Annotated in this window: 18 protein-coding genes, 1 other RNA gene and 3 pseudogenes; 10 read left to right on the forward strand and 12 right to left on the reverse strand. The window is 42.2% G+C overall.

The genetic code is table 11. The features are described from left to right. Positions 1–578: 578 nt before the first annotated feature. A pseudogene (locus N7974_RS06410) lies at positions 579–926 on the forward strand (ISAzo13-like element transposase-related protein). Between the two features lie 67 nt (positions 927–993). Here the strand turns inward: N7974_RS06410 and N7974_RS06415 are convergent. From N7974_RS06415 to N7974_RS06425, 3 genes are all read right to left on the reverse strand, one after another. Beyond that, positions 994–2,043, reverse strand: a complete 1,050-nt coding sequence (locus tag N7974_RS06415) for a succinylglutamate desuccinylase/aspartoacylase family protein (protein ID WP_262964812.1) — start codon at positions 2,041–2,043, stop codon at positions 994–996. 245 nt (positions 2,044–2,288) lie between these two features. Then, complete coding sequence (gene dnaK, locus N7974_RS06420) at positions 2,289–4,076, reverse strand: molecular chaperone DnaK (protein WP_262964813.1); 1,788 nt, start codon at positions 4,074–4,076, stop codon at positions 2,289–2,291. Next, positions 4,073–5,161, reverse strand: a complete 1,089-nt coding sequence (locus tag N7974_RS06425) for a GvpL/GvpF family gas vesicle protein (RefSeq protein WP_262964814.1) — start codon at positions 5,159–5,161, stop codon at positions 4,073–4,075. The genes dnaK and N7974_RS06425 overlap by 4 nt, the downstream gene beginning before the upstream one ends. Positions 5,162–5,514: 353 nt before the next feature. Between N7974_RS06425 and N7974_RS06430 the strand changes: the two genes are divergently transcribed. The 3 genes from N7974_RS06430 to N7974_RS06440 all read left to right on the forward strand — a co-directional run bounded on the left by N7974_RS06430 (position 5,515) and on the right by N7974_RS06440 (position 8,743). Then, positions 5,515–5,856, forward strand: a complete 342-nt coding sequence (locus N7974_RS06430) for a DUF4870 domain-containing protein (protein WP_262964815.1) — start codon at positions 5,515–5,517, stop codon at positions 5,854–5,856. Between the two features lie 82 nt (positions 5,857–5,938). Beyond that, a complete protein-coding gene (locus N7974_RS06435; RefSeq protein ID WP_262964816.1) occupies positions 5,939–7,126 on the forward strand; it encodes a DUF2252 domain-containing protein in 1,188 nt (395 codons plus the stop codon). Positions 7,127–7,438: 312 nt separating this feature from the next. Then, positions 7,439–8,743: a DUF3422 family protein gene (locus N7974_RS06440; RefSeq protein ID WP_262964817.1), complete on the forward strand. Its 1,305-nt coding sequence runs from the start codon at positions 7,439–7,441 to the stop codon at positions 8,741–8,743. A 188-nt stretch (positions 8,744–8,931) separates the two neighbouring features. Here N7974_RS06440 and N7974_RS06445 read toward each other — a convergent pair whose 3' ends face one another. Next, positions 8,932–9,219 carry a hypothetical protein gene (locus N7974_RS06445; RefSeq protein ID WP_262964818.1) on the reverse strand — a complete coding sequence of 96 codons (288 nt, stop codon included), beginning with the start codon at positions 9,217–9,219 and terminating at the stop codon, positions 8,932–8,934. A gap of 488 nt (positions 9,220–9,707) precedes the next feature. Here N7974_RS06445 and acnB point away from each other — a divergent pair, with 488 nt between their 5' ends. Next, complete coding sequence (acnB, locus tag N7974_RS06450; protein WP_262964819.1) at positions 9,708–12,263, forward strand: bifunctional aconitate hydratase 2/2-methylisocitrate dehydratase; 2,556 nt, start codon at positions 9,708–9,710, stop codon at positions 12,261–12,263. Positions 12,264–12,426: 163 nt separating this feature from the next. Here the strand turns inward: acnB and N7974_RS06455 are convergent, their stop codons facing one another. Then, positions 12,427–13,095: an alpha/beta hydrolase gene (locus N7974_RS06455; RefSeq protein WP_262964820.1), complete on the reverse strand. Its 669-nt coding sequence runs from the start codon at positions 13,093–13,095 to the stop codon at positions 12,427–12,429. A gap of 225 nt (positions 13,096–13,320) precedes the next feature. Here N7974_RS06455 and N7974_RS06460 point away from each other — a divergent pair, with 225 nt between their 5' ends. Together N7974_RS06460 and N7974_RS06465 are read left to right on the forward strand one after the other, a co-directional pair. Beyond that, on the forward strand, positions 13,321–13,632 hold the full coding sequence (locus tag N7974_RS06460; protein ID WP_262964821.1) for a DUF3301 domain-containing protein: 312 nt from the start codon (positions 13,321–13,323) through the stop codon (positions 13,630–13,632). Between the two features lie 180 nt (positions 13,633–13,812). Next, on the forward strand, positions 13,813–16,314 hold the full coding sequence (locus N7974_RS06465; RefSeq protein ID WP_262964822.1) for a glycogen/starch/alpha-glucan phosphorylase: 2,502 nt from the start codon (positions 13,813–13,815) through the stop codon (positions 16,312–16,314). 562 nt (positions 16,315–16,876) lie between these two features. On the opposite strand, the gene N7974_RS06470 is transcribed toward N7974_RS06465, so the two are convergent. The 3 genes and pseudogenes from N7974_RS06470 to N7974_RS06480 all read right to left on the reverse strand — a co-directional run. Next, positions 16,877–17,095, reverse strand: coding sequence for a hypothetical protein (locus tag N7974_RS06470; protein WP_262964823.1), 219 nt, complete (start codon positions 17,093–17,095; stop codon positions 16,877–16,879). A 20-nt stretch (positions 17,096–17,115) separates the two neighbouring features. Further along, positions 17,116–17,394, reverse strand: a complete 279-nt coding sequence (locus N7974_RS06475; protein WP_262964824.1) for a hypothetical protein — start codon at positions 17,392–17,394, stop codon at positions 17,116–17,118. A 358-nt stretch (positions 17,395–17,752) separates the two neighbouring features. After that, positions 17,753–18,229 (reverse strand): annotated as a pseudogene (locus tag N7974_RS06480) (IS1595 family transposase); the annotation flags it as partial. A gap of 3 nt (positions 18,230–18,232) precedes the next feature. On the opposite strand from N7974_RS06480, the pseudogene N7974_RS20890 reads away from it, so the two are divergent. Further along, positions 18,233–18,409, forward strand: a pseudogene (locus tag N7974_RS20890) (IS701 family transposase); the annotation flags it as partial. 475 nt (positions 18,410–18,884) lie between these two features. Here N7974_RS20890 and N7974_RS06485 read toward each other — a convergent pair. From N7974_RS06485 to N7974_RS06495, 3 genes are all read right to left on the reverse strand, one after another. Continuing rightward, positions 18,885–19,277 carry an Arm DNA-binding domain-containing protein gene (locus N7974_RS06485; protein WP_262964825.1) on the reverse strand — a complete coding sequence of 131 codons (393 nt, stop codon included), beginning with the start codon at positions 19,275–19,277 and terminating at the stop codon, positions 18,885–18,887. 210 nt (positions 19,278–19,487) lie between these two features. Continuing rightward, positions 19,488–19,865, reverse strand: a transfer-messenger RNA (tmRNA) gene (gene ssrA / locus N7974_RS06490). Between the two features lie 149 nt (positions 19,866–20,014). Beyond that, positions 20,015–20,227, reverse strand: a complete 213-nt coding sequence (locus N7974_RS06495) for a cold-shock protein (RefSeq protein ID WP_305852358.1) — start codon at positions 20,225–20,227, stop codon at positions 20,015–20,017. Positions 20,228–21,241: 1,014 nt separating this feature from the next. Between N7974_RS06495 and N7974_RS06500 the strand changes: the two genes are divergently transcribed. After that, positions 21,242–21,544: a hypothetical protein gene (locus N7974_RS06500; RefSeq protein ID WP_262964826.1), complete on the forward strand. Its 303-nt coding sequence runs from the start codon at positions 21,242–21,244 to the stop codon at positions 21,542–21,544. 109 nt (positions 21,545–21,653) lie between these two features. After that, on the forward strand, positions 21,654–21,992 hold the full coding sequence (locus N7974_RS06505; RefSeq protein ID WP_262964827.1) for a hypothetical protein: 339 nt from the start codon (positions 21,654–21,656) through the stop codon (positions 21,990–21,992). Positions 21,993–22,213: 221 nt separating this feature from the next. Here the strand turns inward: N7974_RS06505 and N7974_RS06510 are convergent, their stop codons facing one another. Continuing rightward, positions 22,214–24,523, reverse strand: coding sequence for an NADP-dependent malic enzyme (locus N7974_RS06510; protein ID WP_317451588.1), 2,310 nt, complete (start codon positions 24,521–24,523; stop codon positions 22,214–22,216). Positions 24,524–24,768 lie beyond the last annotated feature (245 nt).

Genomic DNA, 24,768 nt, shown 5'->3' on the forward strand with positions numbered 1-24,768 from the left:
CAAATAAGCGCGTTCATCTTCCGTTAGTCGTACTATGTATTTCTTTTTCAATGGTGTTTATTAATGGCAATGTAAAGACATTATATGGGGGCTATCATTCGACATATCAACGCTGACTGAGTACTAGGCTTGTACCCTAATAACTGAATACTGGACGGACTAATCTCGTAATAATCACCTTGGCAATTTTTTGTTGTATGTGCAGCAAAGACCATCGAAAATTCACCGGCGACTTTTTTTACCGTTCACACTGAAACCACGAAAGCCACTATTTTTAATTTTACCAAACACCGGTTCAACAATCGTTTTGCATTTACAGTAAATCACTTTGGAGTGTTCCTTTGCCATTTTTCTATTCATCTGTTGAAGTAGTGGTTCTTTGTTATCGGTGTTGATCGTTCGAGCTTCCCCCCCTCCTTTAACCATAGCTATCTACACAACTTTTCATCATAATAAAAACAATGAAATGCAGAAACGCCAAGCTCCCTCTCTTGTTGGAGAAGGAGAAGTAGGACTTGTGTAGATACCTATGCCCTTTAACTGATGGATGGTTGCTGCAGTAACTCCTCAGACACTATATTTTCAAGCAAGATTTGCAGGCTTTAGTGGACGAAATAGGCATTGAAATACGGATAGCGCATTTTCCGTCGCATACGTCTAAATAGAATCCCATTGAGCATCGAGTATTTCCTCATATTACTCGCGCCATGTCTGGCATGGTTTTAACCAGCCATCTATTTATGAAAGTGTTAATAGAAAAAACAACAACAAAAGCGGAATTAAAAGTCTTTGCCTGTATTTTTAACAAGGTTTATGAAACAGGCAGAAAAGTCGCCGAGAGGTTTAAAGAATCAATGCGAATTGTATTTGATGAGCATCTGAGACAATGGAATTATGTCGCCATGCCTGAAGCAGCAATTTTATAAGTTGCTCAAGTTATTTCGTGCTCGTTCCTTAGCGGTTTTTGAAGGCAGGTTATAAAACAACCGCCCATTAAACAATCGCTAACTCGTCATAGTCATTATCATCTTCCGGTAAAATATCATCATGAAAGTTCTCCACCTGCTCTGCAACTTCCCGGGAATCTTCAAATTTTGCAATATGATAGACAGCCTCACCTTCGTGCACTAAGGGTATTTCACTACGACCTATAATAATACCGCTGAATGGCGAAATAACTTCGATTTCAAGACTGGAAACCGGATCGCTAATCATGCCCAACAGCTCATTCTTGGCAACTCGACAACCCAATGATTTTAAGGTACGGAAAATACCACTACCGGGTGCTCTTATCCAGCTACTGGATCGAGCGATATACGGTTCTTTGGCCGTAGCCATCTTACGGGTTTTTCTGCTGGTAATCATGCCCAAATGACGCATTACGTTTAGAATTCCCCGTACACCGGCACGAATTGATATTTCATCGAAACGCAACGCTTCGCCTGCTTCATACAGCAGCATGGGAATCCCCAGCTCAGCTGCCGACTCTCTTAAGGAGCCATCGCGCAGGTTGGCATTAAGCAAGACGGGAACGTTAAACGCCTTGGCCAATGACAACGTTGTTTCATCATCCAGATTGGCACGTATTTGCGGCAAATTGCTGCGATGAATGGCCCCCGTATGTAAATCAATACCATGTGTACTGTTTGCCACAATTTCAGTCATAAACAGATCTGCTATTCGCGAAGCCAGCGCACCGGATTTGGAGCCGGGGAAAGAACGGTTTAAATCTCGCCGGTCCGGCAAATAACGTGAATGATGAATAACGCCATAAACATTGACCATGGGGATCGCAATTAATGTTCCGTTTATGCGTTTTAAGGCAAGGTCTTTTAACAAGCGACGAATAATTTCGATGCCATTTAGCTCGTCGCCGTGTATTGCCGCACAAATAAATAATCGGGGCCCGAATTTTTTACCATGGATAATGTGTACCGGCATGGTCATCGGTGTATGCGTGTACAACGGCGGTAAGGGTAAATCAATAAAAACACTGGTATCAGGTAAAACGATTTGGCCGCTAATAGTCAAGATCTGTTGCATATAATGAATATTTATCGCAACTATGGCGATGGATTGTTAATTAATAAGGCGATATCCAAGAATGAATATACCCAAGTGGTGCAGGATTTTTATTTATTTTCAAGGCGGAAAAATAGGCGCGTAGCTGGCTACGTAACTATTTTGACAACGCAGAAAATAAATAAAAAGACCAGCGAATTGAGTATATTCTTCGCAGGAAATAGCCTAAGTACGCCTTAACTTACCAGCTTTTGTTACGATCATAATTATTTTTTGTATTTAAGGACTTGAGCGGCCGCCACCAAATCAGCAATACCCGTACGAATTATACCTATATCAATACCTTCGAGTACTTTCCGTAATTTCGTGATTTGCTCTCTAATCATTAATTCCTCGGACTCCGTTATGCGAGTGTAATAGACATTCAATGAAAGCTCGATTTCAGAGGCAAGAACTTCGGCATGGTTGCGCACGTCTGCAAGTTCGCGCAGCCGCTGCGTCGCTTCAGCATAATCTTCAGCACGTTTTATCATACAGCTAATTTCATTCTCACTAAGGCTGGTGCTACCTTCGATTCTTATCTGCTGCTCGTTACCGGAGACGATATCTTCGGCCGTTACGGTGATAATTCCATTGGCATCAATGTCAAAGGTAACATCAATTTCAAGTAAACCACGCCGCACGGGTGGCAGGTCAACAAGTACGAACGTGCCTAACGATTTATTGAAAGCAGCCATCTCCGACTCACCTTGGAGAACGTGAATTTCTACCGAGTCCTGATTATCCTCAGCCGTTGTAAATGTTTGTGTTTTACGGGTTGGAATACTGGTATTTCGCTCAATCAATTTCGTAAAGACACCGCCCTTGGTCTCTATCCCCAATGAAAGCGAAGTGACATCAAGCAACAGAACATTGGTGACTTCACCACGGAGAACCCCAGCCTGAATTGCCGCACCAACAGCAACAACCTCATCGGGATTAATGTCCTGGTGCGGCTCCTTACCGATCAACGCCCTGACTTTGTCCTGAATAGCCGGCATACGGGTCATACCACCAACAAGTACGACGTGATCAATCGCCTCGGCGTTAATGTTCGCATCAGCCAGTGCCTGCATAACCGGTCTTACGATACGAGCAATCAAGGTGGCACTTAGTTCGTTCAACTGTGTACGTGTAAGTTCGAAGTTAAGGTGCTTTGGGCCTGCAATTGTAGTTAAGATGGACGGCAGATTAATGTGCGTCACCAGCATCGTTGAGAGTTCAATCCTGGCTTTCTCTGCAGCAGCATAAAGGCGCAACATGGCAAGCGGATCTTTGGCCAAATCACAGGCTTGCTCACGCTTAAATTTGTCGAGTAGCCAATCAACGATAGCTTTATCAAAGTTATTGCCACCCAGATGGTTATCACCGCTGGTAGCCTTCACCTCGAACAGACCGGCATCAAGCTCCAGGATTGAAACATCGAAGGTACCGCCACCGAGGTCAAAAACAAGAATCATCTGGTTAGCTGCTTTATCCAGTCCGTAAGCGAGCGAAGCGGCAGTCGGCTCGTTAATTACGCGCAATACATTAAGCCCGGCGATTCTTCCGGCATCCCTGGTGGCTTTGCGCTGCGCATCATTAAAATAAGCCGGGACAGTAATGACAGCGTCAGTCACGCGCTCACCCAAATAAGTCTCGGCATCAGTTTTCAATTTCTGAAGGATTATTGCACTGATCTCTTGAGGTGCGTACGTTATATCGTTAACAGTAATAATAACATCACCGCCCTCAGCTTTTCCGACAGGATAGGTAACAATGGCCATTTCCTCGGTAACCTCATCCCACTGACGACCCATAAAGCGTTTTATTGAAGTGATGGTGCCCTGCGGATTATCGGCATGTTGTTGCTTGGCAGATAAGCCTGCCAGCCGTTGTCCGTCTTTAGTGAAAGCAACCACGGACGGCGTTGTCCGCTCGCCCTCTGCATTCGGGATAATGAGGGGCTTTCCGCAAACAAGTACCGCCATACAACTATTCGTGGTGCCAAGATCAATGCCGATAGCCTTATTCATACAGCGGACTCAGACTTACCGGCGCGAGCCAATACCGCGCCCTTATTATCAACGATAAAAGATTGCTCGACCGCCTCCCTGGCAAAAGAGTATTCATTAAGCGTTAATGACTCCCTAAATTCGGGCAGACTATGACAATACGCGCTAACAATTTCGTAAGCTTCAACTATGTCTTTAGTGCGTTGTGCTGCTTTTGGATCATCAGGATTTCTATCGGGATGATTAGCCAGAAGCAGCTGTCGATAAGCAGCTTTTATAGTCTCCCAAGAAGCCTTCTCAGGTAACTGCAATAGCTTTCGTGACTTGTCTACCATCGAAAAATTACCTTGATTCAACTCGATATTAACAAAACTATAAACTGGCAAAGGTCCTATATAACGAAAGCTTAAATAGTCTTCAAGTTCAGTCGCTATAGCATCGACAGCATCGTCAAATAATGGCTCCTGCTTTTTTTCAACCAGATAACTTCTATTAAAAATCATTGCCTCTGTTTTGAGTGGTGCATCCAGGTAGTCTTTTGACAGCGGTGATAGCTTGCCATGGATAGCCGCAATCAGCTTGCGCTTTTTTACCTCAGCTGCTTCAAAAAGCAGCTTGCCAGTCTGTACTGCATCTGCACTCGCCAAGTCAGGATTATTCTTGACGATATCCTGTAGTATCTTTGGCAGCTCCCACGAGGCTTGAATTACCAGTTCCATCGTCCCTTGTAGTCTGTCAAGGCAGGTTCTTAGATGAATATAGGCCTGCTCCAGAACCTTTTCAACTGCTTCATTACTGCTGGCTGTAAAGCCGAATTTTAGTGGCAGCATTCCATCGCTACCGATTTTTTCAAAGAGGAATGAATTGACTTGTTGATACTTTAGCAGATATGCCTTGTAATTTTCTTGTTGTTGTTCAGTTAATGCTCCCAGCGGCAAATGAGGAGCGAGCTGGTCAATATCAATGGCGCTCACAACTGCGGCAATATCCCGGTAACAGACAACTTCAAGGGGCGCAGCATTTATTCCACCCGCCGGGTATTCAGTCAAATTGGGTATTTCTGAGCGATTATCGATTGTCGCATAAATAAAGCGTTTTAATTTCATACCTGTTACCTCACAACTAACGGATAAAAATTACAATTATTCACGGCGGTTTTACCGCCAGACCCTTACCATGATAATTCCATGACCAAGCGCGGGAAACCTAATAAGCTTGCCTCTATTTTTGGAGCATGATGCACTTGGGGCGAAACACTGTCAAACCGGGATTGGTTCAGATGACAAAATTACTTTGGTTTAGATTATATTGATAAAATGCAGGCTGCCTGTTTTTTGGTCACTACCAATATTGCAAAGAAACTTCTTGTCCCTAAAATGCTGGTACTATAGCCATTTATGGCGAACTCAAGCTACAAATTCCTGTTCCTGAAATTGACTAATTATCCCAAGGAGAAAAGATGAATAACCTAAATTATGATAGTAATTCAGAAACCGACAGACTTATTGTCGTCGTGACCCATCTTGGTGGTATTTTTTTTGGATTCCTGCCGTCGTTATTGGTATATCTGGTCAAAAATGATGGTTGGATAAAGGAGAATGCAAGAAATGCACTCAACTGGCAGCTAACAACGCTTATTTATTATGGCATTAGCTGGATTCTGGTAGTGGTACTTATTGGACTATTTTTACCTTGGCTAATAGTCGTTTTAAATATGGTTTTTTGTTTGGTTGCGGCAGTTCGTTCGAGTAAAGGCGAGGCATATAGATATCCACTGACCATTGAATTTATTAAATTTTAATGTTTAACAGTTATCCCGGCAGATGCCTGTATTGGTTGCAGAATAGCAAACCTCGTTATATTTTTTAAGCGGACTTAAATCAATGAAAATACCTTCTCCCGATGAGCGCCATGCCATATTGATTGCAAGACGCAATAAAAAAATGGCTCGTTCGCCTCATGCTTATATGCGCGGTAATACTGCCCAGTATTACGAATGGCTACACAGTCAACGTGGTCACGCCTTACCACATGGACCGGCTATTTGGATTTGTGGTGATTGCCATCTTGGTAATATTGGTCCGCTAGCTGATATTCATGGCAAGGTCGATGTACAAATACGCGACTTTGATCAGACGGTTATTGGTAATCCGGCACATGATCTTTTAAGGCTTGCCCTATCATTGGCAACAGCCGCTCAAGGCTCAAACCTGCCAGGAGTGGTTACAGCACATATGCTTGAGCACATGATGGAAGGTTATGAACAAGCCCTCGGCACAGATGAGGAGCGAGTCTTTATCAAAAAACCTGATTTGGTAAAAATAGTTATGCGCGGCGCGGTCAGACGCACCTGGAAAAAGCTTGCCAAAGAACGAACGGTCAATACACAATCAGAAATTCTGCAAGGGAAAAAATTCTGGCCACTATCCAAGGCCGAGAAAAACGGCATCAAGCAATTATTTGAAACCCCCCAAATATTAGCGCTGGTCACTAAATTAAAGTCGCGCGACAATGATGCCAAGATTGAGGTATTGGATGCGGCTTACTGGGTAAAGGGTTGCAGCTCATTAGGCTTGATGCGCTATGCAGTTTTGGTCAGTGTCGATAGGGATGACTATTGCCTTATCGATATTAAAGAAGCCGTACATTCAGCAGCTCCGCGTTATCAGCATGTCAGTATGCCTCGCCATAATGCAGTGCGTGTCGTTGAAGGAGTGAGTCAAATGTCGCCAGCTCTGGGTGAGCGTATCATTGCCCAGCGTTTCCTGGATCATGGCGTATTTATTCGCGAGCTGTTACCACAAGATCTTAAGCTCGATCTTGATCAAATGAGTATAGAAGAAGCTATTTGTATGGCAAATTATCTTGCCTATGTTGTTGGTTGTGCACATGCCAGGCAAATGGATGATAGCACCCGCAAAAGCTGGCGCAGTGAACTGAGGCTTAATCAAGGCAAGTCACACAACACACCAACCTGGTTATGGAAAAGTGTTGTACAGTTAATGGCGAGTCATGAAGCCGGTTATTTGGATCATTGCTATAAATATGCGTTACCATTAGATGATGATTGATAAATACAGCTAAGTTGTCATTTTTGGTTATGTTAGATAACATAATTTGCAGGTAATGAAAATGATTTTATCTACTGTCGTGCAGACACAAGACACAAAAAGTTTTCGGTTATTTAAGGTTATTTTTTACAAGAAATACTTTCAGAAGGTAATCTTTTTATTTATTTTCTACTTTATTAATATAGCTTAGTTAGCGAGATACCTATTTTATCGCCGTAACAATAAACAAAAATCATGTACTACTTGGGGATATTGATTCTTGAATATCACCTAAACAATTCATCCCGATAAAAAAGAGATTATAAAACACCTGTGACAACTCTATTCCCGATCCCTGAAAATCATCCGCAACGCTTTGTTCTTCACAATGAAGTTCACGCCAGAGCGCCAGTTATGCTCAATTTACCGGTTAGAGCCAGTCATCTTGCGTTATTACTGTCCAGTGATGAAAAATTACAGGAACGTCAGCACTTGATCATGCTCTGTGAAAGATTTGGTGTGGCTCCGCCCGAAAAAGAAGTGGATCATTTTAGTGCCAGCTTTAATTCTTTTCAAATACGCTGGGAACAACACGGCGAGTTTAGTACTTACAGTTTTTATGTACATGATACCCCTAAAGATCCTTTTATGGATTCTGCCTTAAAAAAAGTACCGGTGGATTGGTTAGCGGCATTAACCGGGCAAGTTATTGTTGCAGCACATGCAACCATTGTCTGTGCCGATGATATTAATTATGAGGAAAGTAACGATTTAGGCGCACTCTCGGTTTACTTTGCCGGAAACTCTGTTGTTGGCTCTAAAGTAACCGGTGGGGCGGCCTCAGTGTTTACTGATTTCAGGATACATATTGATGGATTTAGCCGTTTTTTAGTTATTAATAATGACTTAAGAGCCGAACAGGCAGGACGGTTGTTACAACGGTTATTTGAAATTGAAGTCTATCGAGTGATGGCATTACTGGCTTTTCCTATTGCTCGCAAACTATATCCGGCCTTAAATAAGGCCGATCGTCAACTGTATACGATTACCAACGCAATGACGCTGCCTGATAATAATGATGCTGAATTATTGGATGAGCTAACTACTCTGGCTGCTGAAGTTGAAAACTATATATCCGGCAATCATTTTCGCTTTGCCGCTGCCAGCGCCTATTATCAATTAGTGGAACAACGTATTAGTGATTTACGTGAGGTTAGAATTCAAGGTATTCAGACTTTGGGTGAATTTACCAAACGACGACTGGAACCGGCGATTAACACTTGCGAATCCGTTTCGCACCGTTTTACCTTGCTATCAGAACGCGTCAGTAACGCCAGTCAACTATTACGAACCAAGGTCGATATTATTATTGAGCGACAAAATCAGGGCTTACTGACGTCAATGGCTTTGCGTGCAAAAATGCAATTACGTATGCAACAAATGGTTGAAGGTATCTCAATAGTTGCTATTACTTACTATCTGGCCGGCCTGATTGGTAAAATAGCCGAAGCATTCAATATTCTTGGCTGGGAAGTCAATCCAGAACTTATTGAAGGTATTTCTATTCCCTTTATTTTAATTATTATTGGTATTGGCACTAAACTAATCCATAAAATTATTGCCAACACCACTGAATAATCCGCTTATATAGACTTTCAGAAATTAACTTTCCATTTTTCAAAACTACAAACCCGAAAAATTAGTGCTATGTTGCACAGTACATGGAAAGTATTTATATGAAAGTCTATAGGCTATTAAATTAAAAGATTGATAATTTGCCTTTACAGCGTATTTCTTATCTCGTGAATAATAAAAAACATTTTTTCTCACAATACAGAAAGTGTCAGGGCAAAAATAAAAGCAATCATCAAAAAAATAGTGAATAGTGCCTTTTTAGACAGCCCTTCTTTTATCTGCTTAAGTTCGTTCAGTAACTCTTGCTTTTTATCATCTGCAGCCAGTATCCGTTTGCAATAGCCACGAAAAGAGTGCCTTTCTTCATTAGCTTCTTCTTCGGCAATAAGCTCTGCTATTGTCGGATAAAAGCTTCCGCATTCAGGACACCTAATATCAAAGTTCTCACGTTTATAGCCACACGCTAAACATTTATTCATGTCGTACTCCTAAAAATAATTTTCATAAAACCAAGGCGTGCACAGCATGCCCTAAAGGCAAGATAAAACTTGCCAGGATAACTATGAACCCGTTATCGAATTAACATAATATTATCGTCATTAAAAAGCAGATCCTGTTCCAACAGATTGTACGCAATAAAAAATCTTAAAATAGCGTTATGAATTAAAAATTCATCCATAGCAACAGCATGATTTAAAGTATCGGGATTCATTTTTATCTCTATTTAAATAATTTGCTATCATGGCATCTGGTTTGCTGACTATTACACTTCACTTACAATCATTGTGGATACTGGTTTGGTAATACTGTTCAAGGCTCAATACCATTAATTTAAGAAAACAGACGACTTCTTTCAGGGAAGCTAATCGGCATTAGGAAATTTAAAAATATCTCGCGTTTTATTTATACCTTGTCTGCAGTTCAGTCTGAAAGTTAGGCATTTTAAATAATTTATAAGGAGTTCGTTATGCTGGAACAATACCGCAAACATGTTGAAGAACGAGGCGCTGAAGGCGTTGTACCCAAGCCGCTTGATGCAGAACAAATGGCTGCTTTGGTTGATCTGATTAAAAACCCACCAGAAGGCGAAGAAGAATTTATTTTAAATCTGTTGGCTAATCGCGTTCCTGCAGGTGTTGATGAAGCCGCTTACATTAAAGCGGGTTTTCTGGCGGCGATTGCCAAAGGTGAAGTTAGCTCACCTATTTTAACAGCTGCCGATGCAACAGAATTATTGGGCACCATGCTCGGTGGTTATAATATTACGCCTTTAATAGACTTGTTGGATAACCCTGAACTGGCAGCCATTGCCGTTAAAGGCTTGTCTCACACCTTACTAATATTTGATGCCTTTCATGATGTGCAGGAAAAAGCTGATGCAGGCAATAATTTTGCCAGGCAAGTCATTCAATCCTGGGCAGATGCACAATGGTTTACCAGTAAACCACGTGTACCCGAAAAAATGACAGTGACGGTTTTTAAAGTAACCGGTGAAACCAATACTGACGATTTATCGCCGGCCCCTGATGCCTGGTCAAGACCTGATATTCCTCTTCATGCCAAAGCCATGCTAAAAATGCCGAGAGAAGGCATTACTAATGCGGAGCTTCAAATCGAAGAGTTACATGAGAAAGGCTTTCCAGTAGCTTATGTAGGCGACGTAGTAGGCACAGGATCATCGCGCAAATCAGCAACCAATTCGGTATTATGGTATATCGGTAATGATATTCCTTTTATTCCCAATAAACGCGACGGTGGTGTTTGTATCGGTAATAAAATTGCTCCCATTTTTTTTAATACCATGGAAGATTCAGGCGCCTTACCGTTTGAATGTGATGTTACCAATATGGCCATGGGAGATGTTATCGATATTTATGTCTATGAAGGCGTTATTAAACGTCACGATAGCGATGAAGTTATCTGTACCTTTGCCTTAAAAACCGATGTTATTCTTGATGAAGTTCGTGCCGGAGGACGTATTCCATTAATTATCGGACGTGGTTTGACTGACCGTGCCCGGAAAGCCTTAGGATTAGAAACATCTACCGTATTTCTACGTCCGGTTGACAAAAAAGACAGCGGTAAGGGCTACACTTTGGCCCAGAAAATAGTGGGTAAAGCTTGTGGTGTAGCGGGCGTTCGTCCCCATACTTATTGTGAACCCCGCATGACGACTGTAGGCTCGCAGGATACAACCGGCCCGATGACCCGCGACGAATTGAAAGATCTGGCCTGCTTGGGATTTTCAGCGGACCTGGTATTGCAATCGTTCTGTCATACGGCGGCTTATCCCAAGCCGGTTGATGTCGTTATGCAGCATACTCTGCCCGACTTTATAATGAATCGTGGCGGCGTGTCGCTGCGTCCTGGCGACGGCATCATTCATTCATGGTTAAACCGCATGTTATTGCCGGATACCGTCGGTACAGGCGGAGATTCGCATACCCGCTTCCCGATAGGTATTTCTTTTCCTGCAGGTTCAGGTTTAGTCGCTTTCGCAGCGGCTACAGGCGTTATTCCACTAGACATGCCGGAATCGGTACTGGTCCGTTTTAAAGGTGAGATGCAGCCAGGTATTACACTACGTGATATGGTTAATGCCATTCCTTATGCAGCCATACAACGCGGCTTACTGACCATTGATAAAAAAGGTAAGGAAAATGTCTTTTCGGGACGAATTCTGGAAATCGAAGGTTTGCCTGATTTAAAGGTAGAACAGGCGTTTGAATTATCCGATGCCTCAGCAGAGCGTTCAGCGGGTGGCTGTACAATTCGTTTAAATGAAGCACCAATACGCGAATATCTTAATTCCAATATTGCGCTATTAAAATGGATGATTACTGAAGGTTATGGTGATGTCCGCACCCTTGAACGTCGTATCAAAAGTATGGAAGAATGGCTGGCTAATCCGGTATTACTGGAGCCTGACGCGGACGCCGAATACTTTGAAATCATCGAAATTGATATGAGTGAGATCAAGGAACCGCTGCTGGCATGCCCCAATGACCCGGATGATGTAAAAACCCTCTCCGATGTCGCCGGTACCAAAATTGATGAGGTTTTCTTGGGCTCTTGTATGACCAATGTTGGTCATTTTCGGGCTGCCGGAAAGTTACTTGAAAAACATGACGGTGAATTACCAACGCGGTTGTGGATTGCTCCTCCTACCAAAATGGATCAAACCCAATTAACCGAAGAAGGTTATTACAGCACTTTTGGCAAAGCCGGCGCCAGAATGGAAATGCCGGGGTGCTCATTATGTATGGGTAATCAGGCACGAGTAGCGGAAAATTCCACCGTGGTGTCTACCTCAACACGAAATTTCCCTAATCGTTTGGGGAATGGTGCCAATGTTTATCTGTCATCTGCCGAACTGGCAGCAGTGTGTTCAATTTTGGGTAAAATACCTACGTTTGAAGAATATATGCACTACGCCGAACAGATCAGCGAAACAGCTGAAGATACTTATCGATATCTTAATTTTAATCAGATGGCTGCTTATCAACAAAAAGCCGAGGTCTAAAAGACTTAAAGCAAGCTAATGAGCTTGAGCTTAACTGCTCAGAAAGATTGATGGTTAAGCGGTTCTTGGTGAATTTTATCGAACCAAGGACCGCTTAACCTTTACTATGCTGGCTTAATTACCAACCCTGTTTACTTTGCGAATGGCTCTATTAAATTAACAACTAACTGAAGATGCTGTTAATAAAAATTGAAATATGTTCTATTTCTTCAGTGCAAACTGAGTGAGCCATCACGTAATCATGCCATTCAATATTATATTCCAAGGCATGCAGTGTATTGAATACGGCTTTACTTGATTCTATAGCCACCACTGTATCCAGTATGCCATGCGCCATAAACACCGGCATAGACTTGTTGACTGTTGGCAGTTCGATTTTTAATTTTTCAAGGGTGGGTAAATAAGCCGAAAGTGTAACAACTCCAGCCAGCTTATGTGGAAAATTTAGCCCGGTATGCAACGCAATCACCCCGCCTTGAGAAAATCCAGCCAATAAAATATGCTCTGAAGGAATGCCTTTAGCCATTTCTTGATCAATCAATTGTGTCAGTAGTTTTTCTGATTGGTAAATCCCCGCCAGATCAACTTTTCTCTCCAGTGACGATTCCAAAATATCGTACCAGGCGCGCATATGCATTCCACCATTAATGGTAATTGGCTGAATAGGCGCATTGGGGAAAATAAAATGGATATTAGGTGCCGCACTTAAATGTAATTGGGAGGCAATATCTTCAAAATCGTGCCCATCAGCACCTAATCCGTGTAGCCAGATGATAGAGTACTTGTGCGCTGATTCCGGCTGAATTTCTATTATACTAAGTTCAGAATGCATCGGTATTTTTCCATAAAATCTATAAAATTAATCAAAGTGCCTTTGCGTAAATTACCGTCCAAAACTCCCTTCCTAATTTAGGCAAGTCAGAATTAATAAACGCCAAGGCCAAACAACATAATGCTTACAACTATAAAAACTGCCTGAATAGCAACGATTACTTTAATAGTAGGCTTGCATTCAGTAGAATATCCGATTGTAGCGGTTCATATCAAATACTAAACCATGTTAAGCGATATTATTTTAATAAGTTTTATGTGTCTGGCATACGGATACTGGTTTAATGCCCAGAAAGCCAAAGAAATTGCGCTTAAAATAGCTAGCGGCCATTGCCTGTCTATGGAGGTACAAATGCTGGACGGTTATGTAGCATTAAATGGCATTGGGCTAAAAAGAAACAAAGCAGGAAAAATACGCTTGCGGCGATCATTTCTGTTTGAGTTTTCGTCGACAGGTAATGAGCGTTATAACGGGACGGTATTAATGTTGGGTCGCCAAGTCGAATCCATTTATATGGATCCGTATCGAATTGAATAAATCAGCCCATAGTATTGATCAATATTATTGCTATTGCACCCTGTTGAAACTTAAGGTACACCGGTAAAAAATTTTATTTCTTTAAAATACTCTCAAACTAAATCTTACATGCGGTGTTTTTAACCATATAGTATAAAATAATTAAGGTCATTAAATATTAACTAATCCCCTGATAAAACCATGCCTCATAGACGATTCAAAAAAAGCCAACCCGTATTTTCAATTACGACACTTCCCGATTTAGGTAATGATAAAAATGAAATAATAAGCGATTTTAAGCGCTATTATGGCCATAGACTCGGCAGAGATGAAGACTGTAGATCAGTTCATTATGTCTATGAAGCTTTATCCATGGTAATTAGCGATCGACTCACAGAGCGCTGGAAAAAAACTTATAACATCTATAAAAAAGAGGACTGTAAGAAAGCCTATTATTTATCAATGGAATTTTTAATGGGCCGAACACTCAGTAATGCCATGTTAAATCTGGGTATAACAGATAATGTGTCACAAGCCATGTATGATTTGGGTCTTGATATTGAAGAGTTAATTGATGCAGAACCCGATGCCGGTTTAGGCAATGGTGGTTTGGGCCGTTTAGCGGCTTGTTTTATTGATAGCTGCGCAACCTTACAATTACCGGTAACCGGTTATGGCTTACGTTATGAATATGGCATGTTCTCCCAAACTATTGTTAATGGTGAACAAGTAGAAGAACCTGATCATTGGCTACGTAATGGCAATGTCTGGGAAATTGAACGTCTTGAGTACAAGCAGCGTATTAAATTTGGTGGTCGTACCGAACGCCACATTGATGACAAGGGCACGATCCGGGTAAGTTGGGTAGATACTCACGATATAATCGCCGTGCCTTTTGATACGCCAATTCCCGGCTACCAAAATGGTACAGTGAATACCTTACGCTTATGGAAAGCGACAGCAACCGAAGAATTTGATTTACAAGAGTTTAATGCCGGTGATTATGCAGAATCAGTCGCTGCGCAAAATACCGCCGAAAATATTACTATGGTTCTGTATCCAAACGATGCTAATGAAAATGGTAAAGCACTACGTCTACGCCAACAATATTTACTGGCTTCAGCCAGTTTGCAAGATATTCTTGAACTTTGGTCCGGTCGACATCGTAATGATTTTTCCAAGTTTGCCGAAAAAAACTGCTTTCAATTAAACGATACCCATCCAAGTATAGCCGTTGCAGAACTGATGCGCCTGTTGATTGACAATCATGGTTTGGCGTGGAATGAAGCTTGGGCGATTACCCGTAAGACTATGGCTTATACCAACCATACACTGTTACCAGAAGCATTGGAACGCTGGTCCGTCAATCTTTTTAAACAATTATTACCACGCTTAATGGAGATAATTTTTGAAATTAACGCCCATTTTCTGGTAGAAGTATCGGCACGTTGGCCGGGTGATAAAGATCGGGTGGCGCGGATGTCGCTAATTGAAGAAGGTGGTGATAAACACGTTAGAATGGCTTATTTAGCCATAGTGGGTAGCTATTCAGTAAATGGCGTTGCCGAATTACATTCCAAATTACTACAACAAGGCTTGTTTCATGATTTCTATGAGCTATGGCCAGAAAAATTTAATAATAAAACTAACGGCGTCACACCACGCCGTTGGTTGGCTTCATGTAATCCGGAACTGGCTGAATTAATAACAGAAACTATTGGTGATGCCTGGCTAACTGATTTATCGTTATTAAAAAAACTGGAGCTTTATATTAACGATCAGGCGTTTTGCAAACGCTGGCATGAAGTTCAGCAAATGGCCAAGCAAAAGCTGATTGACTTTAAAAAGCAAGAGTTGGGGGTTGACTTAAATGTGAATGCTTTGTTTGATGTACAAGTTAAACGGATTCACGAATACAAGCGCCAACTATTAAATATTTTGCATGTTATTCATCTTTATGATCGTATCAAGCGTGGTGATACCGCAAACTGGACCGATCGTTGTGTATTGATTGGAGGTAAAGCAGCTCCCGGTTATTACATGGCGAAAAAAATTATCAAACTGATCAACAATGTTGCCCATATTGTTAATAACGATGCTGAGGTAGGTGACAAATTAAAACTTGTTTTCCTGCCTAATTATCGAGTCTCCGCAATGGAAAAAATTTGCCCTGGCGCCGATCTTTCTGAGCAAATATCAACTGCGGGAAAAGAAGCTTCCGGCACGGGTAATATGAAATTCATGATGAACGGCGCATTAACCATTGGTACGTTGGATGGAGCGAATATTGAGATTCGTGAAGAAGTCGGTGATGATAATTTTTTCCTGTTTGGCTTAACTGAAGACCAGGTTGAAAACTTACGTGGTCACTACAATCCCGTTGCAATCATTAATCAGGATAACGATCTGAAAAGAGTAATGAATCTGCTTGAAACCGGGCATTTTAACCAATCGGAACCGGGTATTTTTGAAGGCATTATTGACTCAATGAAAAGCCCTCATGATCCTTGGGTAACTATTGCTGATTTCCGTAGCTTTGTCGATGCACAAAAACGTGTAGAAGCAGCTTTTCAGGATAAAGATCGCTGGACAAAAATGAGTATTATAAATTGTGCCAACAGTGGTAAATTCTCTACTGACAGAACGATTTCTGAATATAATAATGAACTATGGAAACTCACTCCAGTTGATGTTCCTAAATAACTTTTGATCACTGTTTCCCTGTAAATGTAACATGGAAAATAGTCGTCGGAGCATACAACCAATTTAATCTTTCCACCAAGCTCAGTCGTAGTAAAATTCTAACGGTTGTGATTTACGTCAAATCATTATAATAACCTGATCCAATTCCCCTCCGGGATTGGATCAGGTTAAGATCGGGCGAAAACAGAGCAGTCAAAAGCAGATATCAATGGCAATTGAGCATTCTGGAAGATATATTTGTAAAAGGGAGTCGCTATTTTTGCGAAAGATTTTTCCAGGCTTCCTGCTCGAAAAATCAGCAAAAAATTACGCAACCGCCAATACCTTCGGCTGCCCCGATTCGTCCTCGTCACCTCGTTTCGACCCAACAAGGAGTCGAATCATAGCTTCCAAATAACTTGGCGCCGTTTCCTAAAGCCTGCATTTTATCGGGTCAGAGGAGGCCGCAGCCTCCGTCTGCCTACAGAACCGTGCGTACGGATCCGTACACGACTCCTCACGTAAGGCGTATCCATTGAGAAACCTCAAACCAATGTGCCATTTTCTGGTCGGATCGTACTTTCTATCTTTTCAGGTTAATAAACCAATTGTTGGGATAAGCCCGCGTCACCGCTCGCTCGGCTGAGAGCGCCCAACGGCTGTTATTTGAAAAGACGGCATTAGCGGCCTGTTTTCGTGGCACACCCTGCTTGACCAGCGAGTGATAAAGAGGCTTTTTACGCTTTTGCTGATAAACCAACCTTGACCGTAATCGTCGCCGAATGTGGGCTTCGATTTTCATCAATTGGGATGGGTAATAGGTCAAGCAGTAATAATTTGACCAACCTTTAATAAGCGCTCTTCATCGTCAATGCTTAATGCATCATCTTTCAGCATCTGACCAATTGTTAAAAAAAGCTGTTTTACTGGCCAAACTTGCATGGCTTTTTGATTAGCTTTAAACCAGGTATAGAGGCTTTTAGCTTCGTCATAACTAACGATACCATCAAACAGGATACCTTTGCATATTCCTATTAGTTCATCAGTTTGACGTTCTGATAGGCGCAGGCTATCTATTACGGAGTTGTTATGGTCTTGCATTGGTGTCTCCTAACATTAAATTAACGACATCTCTTTCCCGGCTGAAAATCACTCCTCCTCACCCGCGATGTTTTTACATTTTTTTTGTGTATTGAAATATCGAGCGCACAAATTTAGTACGCCTATGATTCCTGAAGGAATCTTAATTAGTGGGGTTTTAGTGATTTTTTTATTTTTGAAATGCAATCGAATGTTTGCAATATTTGAACAGAAAGTGGTGGCTCTGAAAAAATTGAACCGCCACTTTACCGCCAATCATTAATTTATAAATATAAATTAATCTTATAAATCAACAAGCTATATGGGCGGGGACAACCGAATATCGCCCTGTATCTCTTATTATTAAAGGGTTTCCTGATTAGCAAGATGCTTCAGCTGACCGAAGCCATACCTCTGAACGAGGCCCAATGGCAATAGCTGCGACAAGAAGACGCGATTGAAGCTTATCGAGTTGGAAGCGGCGATTGAAGCGATAGGCAAATGCTGCCAAATAGCGCGAGGTGTATTTTGCGAAACCAAAGGCATGATAAGCACCACCCAAGCTAGTTTTTAGATTACCTAATATCGTATTAATCCAAAGAAATTCCGGCATATCTTTGGGTTTTCGACCGCCGACTATAATACCCCGATGTTGGCACCCAGCTTCGGATACCGCAGCAAAACAGCTTAAGCGATCAGAAAGCACGGAGCAACCAGGTGCAAGATTGGTTTTGGCCCAGTCAGCAATGGCTTTTTTAGTGAAGCCAGAGACCGGTGTTAATTTGATGCGTAAAGGATGGCCATCGTCATCAAGTGATAACGCAGCAACAAAAGGTACCTTATTTTCGGAACCCCGCCACCAACCCGTACCATCACCACACAGAACAATCATATTTTTATGTCCATTTACGCGGTATTCAAGCTGGAATGTCTGAAGATAAAACACAAGGCCAATCATTTTGCATTACGAACTAAGCTATTCATCAAGGCGAACCAAATGGCTTATGCAGAGCTGCAAAAATTACGGACTGCGTAACATCAGTTAATAACATTAATTATTTACCCACGCGTGTGCGAAGTACATTTTAATACTAACTTTTACTAACAACCTTGTCGCCAATCCTTAGCACTTCACGCCTTATCCGTGGACACAGCTTTGGATACCACTTACCAAGGAGCGTACCCTTGTATAAACCTTGGTTTCTTCGGCACTTCTCGACACTCTGCCGATAATTGACAGTGTGATAATGTAACATCGGCTGATTACCCTACCCGTAACCACCCCGTCATTGATTAATTACCCTTACCGTTAATCGGTTTTAATCTCGTTGTTACATCGTTGTTTAGTCGTGCCGTAATCGTGCCGTTACCCTATGGGTAATATGGGGGTTACATCGCCGTCAGATATTCTTTAGCCTCGCTATTACATCGCTATTTAGTCGTGTGGTAATCGTGGAGTAACTTTTTTTGTTTAGCCCTTTGTTTAGTGTTTAATATTTCTGCTTTGAATCTCAACATTTCTCAACTTTCTTTTCTCCCCATTCACAGGCGATATGTTCAAAGCTATTGATGATGGTTAGCCCTGCATCAAGGCGGCTTTCATTTTCTTTGGCTACTTGTTGAGCTACTTTTGTTTCTTTTCGTGTGTTGCTGGGGTCGATACCATTTGAAACCTTGGCGCGTGTTGTTTCGGCCTTACGTCTGGCATCGCCTAATCCAGTGGCAGGATAAACCCCTACTGATAAAGTTTTACGCTTGCCAGCAAAGGTATAGTCGAATCTCCACCATTTAGCGCCATTGGATTTAATAATGATGTAAAGCCCTTCACCATCATTTAGACGCTGGTCTTTGTCGGTGGCTTTTGCGTTGCGAATAGTAACGTCCTTTAGAATTTCTTTAGCCATGCAGTAACCCCTTGAAGTAATACAGTAGATTTCCTCAAATGCAGTAACTTTTAATTTTAGTTACTGCAAAAATAGGGTTACTGTAAATCTTACTGCATAAATTGTCGACTGTTACTGCATTTCATTGCATTTCGTTGGACAATAAAAAACCCGCTAAGCCTTATGACTTGCGGGTTTCTGTACTGCTTTGAATCTTGTTGAATCAGTGTTTGGTGGAGGCGGGGGGAATTGAACCCCCGTCCGCAAGCACTCCGCCTTAAGGTCTACATGCTTATCTCGCTCTTTATTTTAGCTAATGACTACCCGTCGAGCCAAGAAAATCATCAGCGATTCCGTAAAGTTTTAGCGCATCCACACCGGACGGATTTCAACGCGATCTTATGTAAATGACCTCTGAACGTTCAGCGAACCGAACTCCACCCGCATAAGCACAGATGGTCAAAGGAATGGTGCTGTGTTTAAGCAGCTAAAGCCATTGAGTAGTTTTCGTCATTTGCGAATACTTAAGTTTCAGTAGATTTTACGAGGTGTACTGTCCTCGGCATGCGCTTAAGGTTTTGCTACCCACGTCGAAGCCATGTCGCCCCCTTGTGGTTTGCAGGCTAAAAACTCAGCCCTTATCAAGAAGTTCCATTTCACAGCTAACATAATAAATGAGCTGGCTATCTTTGTAAACTATCTTTTATTTTTAGACTCTGTTGCTGCGCACCGGGTGCCCAACAACAGACGCTAGGCATTTAGATAACGGTTACGTTTTCTGCTTGTGGGCCTTTTTGACCTTGAGTAACAGTAAACTGTACTTTTTGGCCTTCATCAAGAGACTTGTAGCCACCTGAGTTTTGAATTTGTTGAAAATGTACGAAAACGTCAGGACCTGATGCTTGTTCGATAAAACCGAAGCCTTTATCAGAGTTAAACCATTTGACGGTACCAGTTGTAATTGTAGACATGATGAATCCTATAAATATTAAATAATAAAGCCCTTAAGGCCAGTAAAGCAGGTAAATTTGGAAATTACAAAATGAAAAACAGGACGAGAAACTACAAAATAGATATCGAAATGGTAAGCAGAGGGTAAATCTTATTTTCAAGCTAGGCATATCTTAAGCCTTTATCTATCAATGTCAATTTATATTTTTCACTAGCCAAACAAACAAGCTTTAAAGATTGATTATAAATTGGCTTATTGTTGGTTATATACTCCCTCCGGTCAAATTTTCTGAAAATAAAGCTGATATAATACCCAAATTTAAACACAAAACCTGACATACTAAAGATTAATTTTATCGCAAAAGCCATTGATGAAGTGTGCCGACAATTCATGGAGCATCCATCAGGGCTGATCAAGAAAAAATTGCATATGGTTTATCTTAAAGCACTGGGCTTAGCGCATAACGAAATTGAACGCATTACATTGCCCGCACCAACCCTGATAGCCTGACGCGTTACCTAAAAGACTATGCCGAGGGCAGTTTAGCCGACCTTGGTGTGTCGCGCACTGACCGTCCGATCAGTTCATTACAGCCTTATCATGAGCAAATAAAGTCGCACTTTCTAAAGCAGCCACCTCATACTGTTTCCGAGGCATCCCATGAAATCGAGATACTGACTGGAATCAAGCTAAGCCCCAGCGCTTGTTACGACTTTATATACAAGCACCTGGGTATGAAGTTCCGAAAAATGGGGGTTATTCCTATGAGTGTTTCCCTTAAAGCCCAGGATAACAAGGAAATACTCAGGCCAATAGCTCTCTAAAGAGTGCAGTGAAGTTTTTCTTTGTATTTTATAAAATAGAGTGACGGCTACCAAAAGAAGTGACTATGGATGTATAAATTAAATAAAAAAGACTTGCAATTATAAAATAAATTTTATCATATTTTACAATTTTTTACCTTTTAATGGAAAATCTGCATGAATAATAACATTCCATTAATGATTACCTCCTTGCCCACTGCAATGAAAGCATGGAAAGAGCGCTAGCCGCAGAACGCCACCCTGCTTGGCAGCGATCATGCCCCGAAATGAATGATATCAACTTCATTCGTCTCGGACTATTGCGCTGTATTAGCGTGGTTGACAGTAGTCGTCATTTTTTACAGACAACGAAAGAGATTGATGGTGAACTCCTGCCTCACTCGACTTACTTTAAATCACTTAAGTCTTCAAGACGCGCCAGCATGCTTGAAGCAATCGAACGGCAAAACTATAAAATCCACTGTGAGCAGTTAACTGCCTCTGGCATTAGATTACCTACAATCATTTTCTGAGCTTGATGGGTATGCGGTAGAAGTCGCTGACGGACATTTTATTGACCATGCCTGTCATACTCCAAAAGGGGATAAGGGAAAAATCTACGCCGCTGGATTTATTTATGCCATGAACCTCAGAAATGGCTTACTTAGACCGCTTTGCTGTATTACTAATGGGACAAAACGACATCATGAGATCCCTATTTTACGCAATCATATTGACCATCAAAATAGTCACAGTCGCCGGCCAGAAAAAAACATCTATGTGTATGATAAGCCTGTTACCGTCTTTCCTTGGTGGGCAAAACAGAAAGGCCATCAAAATTACATGATATCCGTTTTAAAAGAAAACTCAGTGGCAACATGGATTGAATCGACTGACTTTGATGCATCTAGTGTCAGTCTGTGTGCCTGTGGCACACTCCAAGATTTTCAGCGTAAGTTTCTCGTTGCCCGGCCAAAGTAAATGGCATTTCCAAAAATCGGAACTTTACAAGAAAATCAAAGCCGCCCGATTACCCTGAATTAGCATATAACCGGCTATAACGTTCGCAGAGTAAATTAAGTCGTTCATGCGGAATGTCGGTTAAAGTTATCAAATGGTTCCATCGAAGTTGCAAACTCTGACCGAATCGTTTGATGACACCTGTACAGTGGAATATTAGTGGCACCCTTCGTAGTAAAAACTCAGCGCTCGCTCACGGCATCCAACACACATAGCGCGGTCATATTAACGATACGGCGAACGGTGGCGGAGGGCGTGAGGATATGTACCGGTCGGGCACAACCCAGCATGATAGGGCCTATCGCAACACCATAGCCGGCTGCGGTCTTAAGCAGGTTATAGGAAATATTAGCGGCTTCAATATTGGGAAAAACCAGCAGATTGGCACTGCCTTTCAACGTTGTATCGGGCTGCATCTTTTTTAGCAGATCATGGTTTAACGCGGCATCGCCATGCATCTCGCCATCAACCTCCAGTTCTGGCGCCTGTTGATTAATAATCGCCAAAGCAGCACGCATCTTTTGCGCTGACTCACTGTTGCTTGAACCAAAACTTGAATGAGACAGCAAGGCAACACGCGGCAGCATGCCTAAATTACGCATTTTTTCTGCGGCTAACAAAGTAATTTCAGCGATCTGCCCGGCCGTTGGATTTTCATTAACGTGAGTATCCACCAAGAGTATCTGCCGTTCCGGCAATACCAGCACGTTCATGGCCGCATAGATATTGGCTCCGGCGCGCTTGCCCAAGACCTGATCAATATAATGCAGATGCTGAATATTATCGCCAAAAGTACCACAAATCATGCCGTCAGCATCGCCTTTATGAACCAACATGGCACCGATTAAACTGTTGCGACGACGCATTTCCAGCTTGGCATATTGCTCGGTGACGCCTTTGCGATGAGTCATTTGCAGATAAGTCTCCCAGAAATCTCGATAACGTTCGTCAAGTTCAGGATTAACAATCTCAAAATCGACGCCGGGAGTGAGCCGTAAACCAAACTTTTCAATGCGAAATTGCAATACGGCCGGACGGCCAATCAAAATAGGCGTAGCGATTTTTTCATCGACAATTACCTGTACGGCACGCAATACACGCTCTTCTTCACCTTCGGCAAAGACAATCCGTTTTTTATTGGCGGGTGTATTTTTGGCAATCTGAAAAATCGGCTTCATGAAGGTGCCGCTGTGATAGACAAATTGCTGCAAGCGGTCAATATAAGCCTGCATATCTTGTATGGGACGCGCAGCAACCCCCGACTCTTCGGCAGCTTTGGCAACCGCAGGTGCAATTTTTGTCATCAGACGAGGATCAAAGGGCAACGGAATCAGGTAATCCGGACCAAAAGACAAGTTGGCGATGCCGTAGGTGCTGGCAACAATATCCGATTGTTCCGCCTGCGCCAACTCGGCAATGGCTCGCACGGCAGCAATTTCCATTTGACGGGTGATGGTGGTCGCACCACAATCCAATGCGCCCCGAAAAATATAAGGAAAGCATAAAACATTGTTAACCTGATTAGGATAATCAGAACGTCCTGTGGCAATAATGGCATCTTCGCGTACCGCCTTGGCATCTTCCGGCAAAATTTCCGGCGTCGGATTGGCCAGCGCCAATATCAAAGGTTTTGGTGCCATGGTTTTAACCATGTCTTGCTTTAAAATACCACCTGCCGATAACCCTAAAAAAATATCGGCGCCGGGCATAACCTCAGCCAAGGTTCGCGCACTGGTTTGCTGGGCAAAACGGGCTTTATGAGCATCTTTTTCAATGCGACCTTTGTAAATAACACCGGCGTGATCGGTAACAAAGATATTTTCAATCGGAAAGCCCAACTCTACCAGTAAATCCAGACAGGCAAATGCCGCAGCACCGGCACCAGAGACGACCAACTTACAATTTTTAATATCCTTACCGACAACTTTCAGGCCATTTAAAATAGCCGCACCGACAATAATCGCCGTGCCGTGCTGATCGTCATGAAATACCGGAATATTCATCCGTTCGCGTAATTTACGCTCGATATAAAAGCATTCCGGGGCTTTAATATCTTCCAGATTAATACCACCAAACGTTGGCTCCAAGGAGGCAATAATGTCACATAATTTATCAGGGTCCAGCTCATTAATCTCAATATCAAAGACATCAATACCGGCGAATTTTTTAAACAATACACCCTTGCCTTCCATGACCGGCTTCGCTGCCAAAGGCCCAATATTACCCAAGCCCAACACCGCTGTACCATTGGAAATAACAGCGACCAGATTGCCGCGCGACGTATATTTAAAAACGTTGGCAGGATCAGCAACAATTTCTTCACAAGCCGCCGCAACTCCCGGTGAATAAGCCAGGGCCAGATCACGCTGATTGGTCAGTTGCTTGGTAGGCGTAACACTGATTTTTCCTGGTGTAGGAAACTGGTGATAGTCGAGCGCCGCATCATGTAACTGCCGACTGATTTCTTCTTTTGGATCAATAGGGGTATTCATGTTCTGCCTTGTGCATAACGATTATTTTAACGATCAAAGCCAAGGTTATCACAGTTGTGATCATCCTAGTATGACCCGGGATTTATGTAACAATTAACGGCGAAAAAAGCGGTGTATTATAAGTTTCTTAATCACTACCCGGATAACCTGAGGCCATTAACCCAAAGCATAACAGGGTATTTATCTCCTGACCATAGTTGATAAAATCATATGGCGACCCTATCGAGACTGTATTAAGTATTCGT

It is taken from the genome of Methylobacter psychrophilus (assembly GCF_025583945.1).
GTDB classification, from domain to species: Bacteria; Pseudomonadota; Gammaproteobacteria; order Methylococcales; family Methylomonadaceae; genus Methylobacter_C; species Methylobacter_C psychrophilus.

Excerpts from the sequence above, each read along its gene's own strand:
- N7974_RS06495 (WP_305852358.1), bottom strand. The coding sequence starts at position 20,227 with ATGTCTACAATTACAACTGGTACCGTCAAATGGTTTAACTCTGATAAA.
- N7974_RS06505 (WP_262964827.1), top strand. The coding sequence starts at position 21,654 with ATGAACCTCAGAAATGGCTTACTTAGACCGCTTTGCTGTATTACTAAT.
- N7974_RS06445 (WP_262964818.1), bottom strand. The coding sequence starts at position 9,219 with ATGAATAAATGTTTAGCGTGTGGCTATAAACGTGAGAACTTTGATATT.
- N7974_RS06470 (WP_262964823.1), bottom strand. The coding sequence starts at position 17,095 with ATGAAAATCGAAGCCCACATTCGGCGACGATTACGGTCAAGGTTGGTT.
- N7974_RS06460 (WP_262964821.1), top strand. The coding sequence starts at position 13,321 with ATGTTAAGCGATATTATTTTAATAAGTTTTATGTGTCTGGCATACGGA.
- N7974_RS06430 (WP_262964815.1), top strand. The coding sequence starts at position 5,515 with ATGAATAACCTAAATTATGATAGTAATTCAGAAACCGACAGACTTATT.
- acnB (WP_262964819.1), top strand. The coding sequence starts at position 9,708 with ATGCTGGAACAATACCGCAAACATGTTGAAGAACGAGGCGCTGAAGGC.
- dnaK (WP_262964813.1), bottom strand. The coding sequence starts at position 4,076 with ATGAATAAGGCTATCGGCATTGATCTTGGCACCACGAATAGTTGTATG.
- N7974_RS06415 (WP_262964812.1), bottom strand. The coding sequence starts at position 2,043 with ATGCAACAGATCTTGACTATTAGCGGCCAAATCGTTTTACCTGATACC.
- N7974_RS06435 (WP_262964816.1), top strand. The coding sequence starts at position 5,939 with ATGAAAATACCTTCTCCCGATGAGCGCCATGCCATATTGATTGCAAGA.
- N7974_RS06485 (WP_262964825.1), bottom strand. The coding sequence starts at position 19,277 with ATGGCTAAAGAAATTCTAAAGGACGTTACTATTCGCAACGCAAAAGCC.
- N7974_RS06500 (WP_262964826.1), top strand. The coding sequence starts at position 21,242 with ATGGAAAGAGCGCTAGCCGCAGAACGCCACCCTGCTTGGCAGCGATCA.
- N7974_RS06510 (WP_317451588.1), bottom strand. The coding sequence starts at position 24,523 with ATGAATACCCCTATTGATCCAAAAGAAGAAATCAGTCGGCAGTTACAT.
- N7974_RS06465 (WP_262964822.1), top strand. The coding sequence starts at position 13,813 with ATGCCTCATAGACGATTCAAAAAAAGCCAACCCGTATTTTCAATTACG.
- N7974_RS06475 (WP_262964824.1), bottom strand. The coding sequence starts at position 17,394 with ATGCAAGACCATAACAACTCCGTAATAGATAGCCTGCGCCTATCAGAA.
- N7974_RS06455 (WP_262964820.1), bottom strand. The coding sequence starts at position 13,095 with ATGCATTCTGAACTTAGTATAATAGAAATTCAGCCGGAATCAGCGCAC.
- N7974_RS06425 (WP_262964814.1), bottom strand. The coding sequence starts at position 5,161 with ATGAAATTAAAACGCTTTATTTATGCGACAATCGATAATCGCTCAGAA.